Genomic DNA, 3,893 nt, shown 5'->3' with positions numbered 1-3,893 from the left:
ATCGCCAACGGCACGATGGGCCTGTCGGTCGCCTTCGACCTGCCCACCCAGATGGGCCACGACTCCGACGCCCCGATCGCCTCGGGCGAGGTCGGCAAGGTGGGCGTCGCCATCGACTCCGTCGACGACATGCGGGTGCTGTTCGGCGGGATCCCGCTGGACAGGGTCTCCACGTCGATGACGATCAACGCGCCCGCCGCCCTCCTGCTGCTCCTCTACCAACTGGTCGCCGAGGAGCAGGGCGTGAGCGCCGACAAGCTCACCGGCACGATCCAGAACGACGTGCTGAAGGAGTACATCGCGCGGGGCACCTACATCTTCCCGCCGAAGCCCTCGCTCCGCCTGATCGCCGACATCTTCAAGTACTGCCGGGCCGAGATCCCGAAGTGGAACACGATCTCGATCTCCGGCTACCACATGGCCGAGGCGGGCGCCTCTCCCGCGCAGGAGATCGCGTTCACCCTCGCCGACGGCATCGAGTACGTCCGTACGGCGGTCGCGGCCGGCATGGACGTCGACGACTTCGCCCCGCGCCTGTCGTTCTTCTTCGTGGCCCGCACGACGATCCTGGAGGAGGTCGCCAAGTTCCGCGCCGCGCGCAGGATCTGGGCGCGGGTGATGAAGGAGGAGTTCGGCGCCAAGAACCCCAAGTCGCTGATGCTGCGCTTCCACACGCAGACGGCCGGGGTGCAGCTGACCGCCCAGCAGCCGGAGGTCAACCTGGTCCGGGTCGCCGTCCAGGGCCTGGGCGCGGTGCTCGGCGGCACCCAGTCGCTGCACACCAACTCCTTCGACGAGGCGATCGCCCTCCCGACCGACAAGTCCGCGCGGCTCGCCCTGCGCACCCAGCAGGTCCTCGCCTACGAGACGGACGTGACCGCGACCGTCGACCCGTTCGCCGGTTCCTACGTCATCGAGAAGATGACCGACGACGTCGAGGAGGCCGCGCTGGAGCTGATGCGGAAGGTCGAGGACCTCGGCGGCGCGGTCAACGCCATCGAGCACGGCTTCCAGAAGAACGAGATCGAGCGCTCCGCCTACCGCATCGCCCAGGAGACCGACTCCGGCGAGCGGGTCGTGGTCGGCGTCAACCGCTTCCAGCTGGACGCGGAGGAGCCCTACGAGCCGCTGCGCGTGGACCCGGCGATCGAGGCCCAGCAGGCGGACCGCCTCGCGAAACTGCGCGCCGGGCGCGACCAGGCAGCGGTCGACGCGGCCCTGGCCGAGCTGAAGAAGGCCGCCGAGGGCGAGGACAATGTCCTCTACCCGATGAAGGACGCCCTCAGGGCCCGCGCGACGGTCGGCGAGGTGTGCAACGCCCTGCGCGAGATCTGGGGCGCCTACGTGCCCATCGACGTCTAGCCTCGCGCTTTCAGTGCGACGTGAAGTCGCTGTCATGCAGTGGTAGTTGCAAGGAGAGGAGTCGACTGCCCCGGCCTGTGACCGATGGCCGGTCCCCAGCCTCGGGTGCGTCTGCGGTGACGCGGGGGTGCTGAGCCGAGGTGGTCAAGCTCAAGGGCACGATGGGCCATCATCACGCCACAAGCGAAGGGGAAGTCCGAGCGGGCGAGCGAAAGCGAACCCTTGTCCTTACGAGCCGACATGAGGAACACCGCGTCAATGGCAAAGCGGTCGGCGGTGGGAACTCCTTGCATTGAGAAGTGCGACACGACGCGAGCTGCATTGAAAGAGGCTCAAGGGAACCTCTGGTTTCCAGCGTAGGTCACCGTGGGAGTCGGTTTAGAGAGGGCGCCCTGTCCGGACGTAACTGTTGGCAGTGGAACACGGGAACCCCGTACGGGTCCGGCTGGTCAGCCGGTAAGCCGGAGGCAACGAAGGCAGAACTCCAGTGCGGGAACAGGATGTCCCAAGAAGCGAATGCCGCTGGGGCGAAAGCCCAGAGGAAAGCTCGGGTCTTGGGGACTCTCCCCCTCCGGGTATAACTCGGCGGATACCAGTTTTGTAGCTGGGCTTGAAAGAGCGCTGACGTGGGACAGGTAGGCCATGTAGAGCCAACGGGCAAAACCTTGCACCGAGGCGCAAGTTAGACAGGAGGAGGGGCGACAATGTCTTTGGTGTCGCAGTGCGCCCTCCCGATGAACGGACCCGAGGGCGACGCAGAATTCTGGGCCGGTATCGATTGGCGCTCAGAAGAAGCATCCGTAAAGCGGCTGCGCCAGAGGATCTACAGGGCTGCACGGAACGGCGACATGAAGCGGGTGCGCAACCTGCAAAAGCTCATGCTGCGATCCAAGGCGAACAGCTTGACAAGTGTTCGCCGGGTGGCACAGCAGAGCACCGGAAAGAAGACGGCGGGTATCGATGGGGTCGTCGCGCTGACTCCGAAAGATCGGGGTGCTCTGGCGAGGAAGACTCTCGCTGAACCGGGCATCCCGGCAAAGCCCGTCAAGCGTGTGTACATCCCGAAGGCAAACGGGAAGACCCGGCCGTTGGGCATTCCTGTCATACGCGACCGCGCAAATCAGGCGAGGGTGAAGAACGCTCTAGAGCCGGAATGGGAAGCGCGGTTCGACGGTCGAACCTACGGGTTCCGGCCGGGGCGCGGATGCGCTGACGCGATCGGGGCCATCTTCCAGATAGCCTGCCAGAAGACCGCAAAACGGCTGTGGGTTCTCGACGCGGACCTGTCGGCGGCCTTCGACCGCATCAGCCACAGTTACCTCATGGACTCCATCGGCCTGTTTCCGGGCCGGCAGCAGATCAGAGGATGGTTGCGTGCTGGGGTCATGGAGCAGGGCACTTACGCACACACGATCGAAGGCACGCCGCAAGGCGGAGTCGTCAGTCCTCTGTTGCTCAATGTGGCCCTGCACGGGATGGGGGGCGCGATTAACGCAAATGTTCCCGCCAGAGGGACAAGGCATGTTCCCCCCGCTCTTGTTCTGTACGCCGATGACTTCGTGGTGTTGTGCGCCTCGGAGACGGAGGCGCATGATCTGCAAACGAAGTTAGCTGTCTGGCTCCAGCCGAGAGGGCTTTCTTTCAACGAGGAAAAGACGCGTGTCGTCCATCTCGCTGATGGATTTGACTTCCTCGGATTCAATGTCAGGCGCTACGACCAGAAGCTGATCATCAAGCCGAGCAAGGATGCAGTACAACGGGTCAAGAAGAAGATAAGGACCATCATCCGACAACACCGGGGCGCACCCGCCGAACGTCTGGCTGGCGCCCTCGGACCTCTTGTTCGAGGATGGTCCATCTACTATCGGCACGTTGTCTCGAAGGAAACTTTCAGGAAGCTGGACGACTTCACGCACCACGCCTTGAGAAGGTGGGCGATCTACTGCAATCGACGGAAGACGCCCCGCTGGCTCCGGGAGCGGTATTGGGGGAAGTTCGACAAAAGTCGAGAGGACAGGTGGGTCTTCGGCTCCAAAGCCGGATACTTGCCCAAGTTCGCCTGGACCGGAATCGTCCGGCACGTGATGGTCAAGGGAGACTCCTCCCAGGACGACGCGGAACTGGACAGCTACTGGAGAAAACGAGCCCGAAAGCGGATGCCAGGAGTGGAATCCAAACGGATTCTTTTGCTAGCAGCCCGACAGAAGGGACTGTGCCCCAGATGCGGGCAGGACCTGATCGAAGGCGCAGGGTACGACCCTGATGACGTCAACGATTGGGCCCGTTGGTTCACGGCCTCATACCGGGGAATTCATGTGCACCATCTGCAATACCGCAGCCGGGGTGGAAGCGACCACCTCGACAATCTGGAAGTTGTACACACTCTGTGCCACCGGCAGCTGCACGCCGGTGACCGGAAGAATGGCACCGAACTGAGCGGCCATAGGCCCGCTTGAGCCGTGTGCGCTGGAAGGCGCAAGCACGGTTCTGAGGGGGCGGGGACGCAGCAATGCGTCCCCGCTACCCGACCG

2 protein-coding genes are annotated in these 3,893 nt (G+C 63.9%); both read left to right on the top strand.

The window, feature by feature from the left end; all coding sequences use genetic code 11:
* Positions 1 to 1,362, top strand: a 1,362-nt coding sequence (locus tag B9S61_RS22510) for a methylmalonyl-CoA mutase (RefSeq protein WP_103543891.1), incomplete at its 5' end; no start/stop codon positions are given.
* Between the two features lie 734 nt (positions 1,363 to 2,096).
* Positions 2,097 to 3,818, top strand: a complete 1,722-nt coding sequence (gene ltrA, locus B9S61_RS22505; RefSeq protein ID WP_181007482.1) for a group II intron reverse transcriptase/maturase — start codon at positions 2,097 to 2,099, stop codon at positions 3,816 to 3,818.
* The last annotated feature ends 75 nt before the right edge of the window (positions 3,819 to 3,893 follow it).

This window comes from Streptomyces sp. SM1 (genome assembly GCF_002910825.1).
Lineage (GTDB): Bacteria > Actinomycetota > Actinomycetes > Streptomycetales > Streptomycetaceae > Streptomyces > Streptomyces okerensis.
The sequence above is the reverse complement of the archived record's forward strand: the minus strand, read 5'-3'. Positions and strand labels throughout refer to the sequence as shown.